The following is an 899-nucleotide window of genomic DNA, read 5'->3' as shown; positions in this document are numbered from 1 at the left end:
GCGCGATAGCGGGCTAACTCTCAGCAAATATGTGCGCCGTGCTCCCGGGCTGACCGAGCCTCCAGATGCGGGCTATGCAGCGACGCATCTCGTCAGCGGTGGCCCCGCCTCGAAATTCGGCAAGACGTATGGCCTTGGCTTCCAGTTCCTGTTTCGAAAGGGTGTTGCCGGGATCTCCCTTGGGCTCGTCGACGCGGGCATTGAATTTGCGGCCGTCAACCGTCGTGACGCTCACCTTGCCGACCCACTGCTTGGGATAAAGGGTGTCGACCTCGGCGTCGAGTTCCATCCGCACCTTCGCGCGGAAGCGTGCGACGCGGGCGTCGGCAAGCGCGTGGTGTTCGAACGCGTCGAGGTCGGCGACGCCGTGAACAGCGATCAGCCCCAAAACCGTGCCCATGGAGAACTTCGCCTGGGTGGACGGTTTGCGGAGTGACCACCGCGCCCAGGACATCGATGGCTCCCTGATGGACATGGGTCACCACGCCGGTGATGTCGTCCGGACCGAGCCCTTCGCGGCGCATGAGAGACTGCAGCGCGTCGGCGGCCGGATGAGTGTGCCGGCAGGCTGCGTGCCATTTGAAGGAGGTCTCCTCGGTTGCCCAACGGCTGCCGAGCCCGTCCGTCAGGCGGGCCGGATCGGCGTCGCTGGACATGCCGGCAGCCATTCCTTGCTGGCCTTCGAGGATCCGCGCGGCGCCCTTGAAGCCATCGCGCGCCAGATAGGCAGCGAACAGACCGTTGGCGGCCGCTCGCGCGGTATGGAGTTGCTTGGAATCGGCAGCGTCACGCAGAAATTCCCAGAGACCTGCCGCCTGCGTACCGGCCGAGCCGACAGCATGGTTGAGCCCGGCTGCGTCCAACCCGATCAACCTGCCGACCGCCGCGGCTGCTGCCAC

1 protein-coding gene and 1 pseudogene are annotated in these 899 nt (G+C 66.1%); both read right to left on the bottom strand.

All coding sequences use genetic code 11. The features are described from left to right. Positions 1 to 13: 13 nt before the first annotated feature. Positions 14 to 400: a hypothetical protein gene (locus EN893_RS39950; RefSeq protein ID WP_236382681.1), complete on the bottom strand. Its 387-nt coding sequence runs from the start codon at positions 398 to 400 to the stop codon at positions 14 to 16. Between the two features lie 79 nt (positions 401 to 479). Further along, positions 480 to 899 (bottom strand): annotated as a pseudogene (locus tag EN893_RS39945) (MmgE/PrpD family protein); the annotation flags it as partial.

The organism is Mesorhizobium sp. M7A.F.Ca.CA.004.04.2.1, from assembly GCF_004022825.1.
GTDB lineage: Bacteria > Pseudomonadota > Alphaproteobacteria > Rhizobiales > Rhizobiaceae > Mesorhizobium.
Note: the sequence above shows the minus strand (reverse complement) of the source record. Positions and strands in the feature narration are given on the sequence as shown.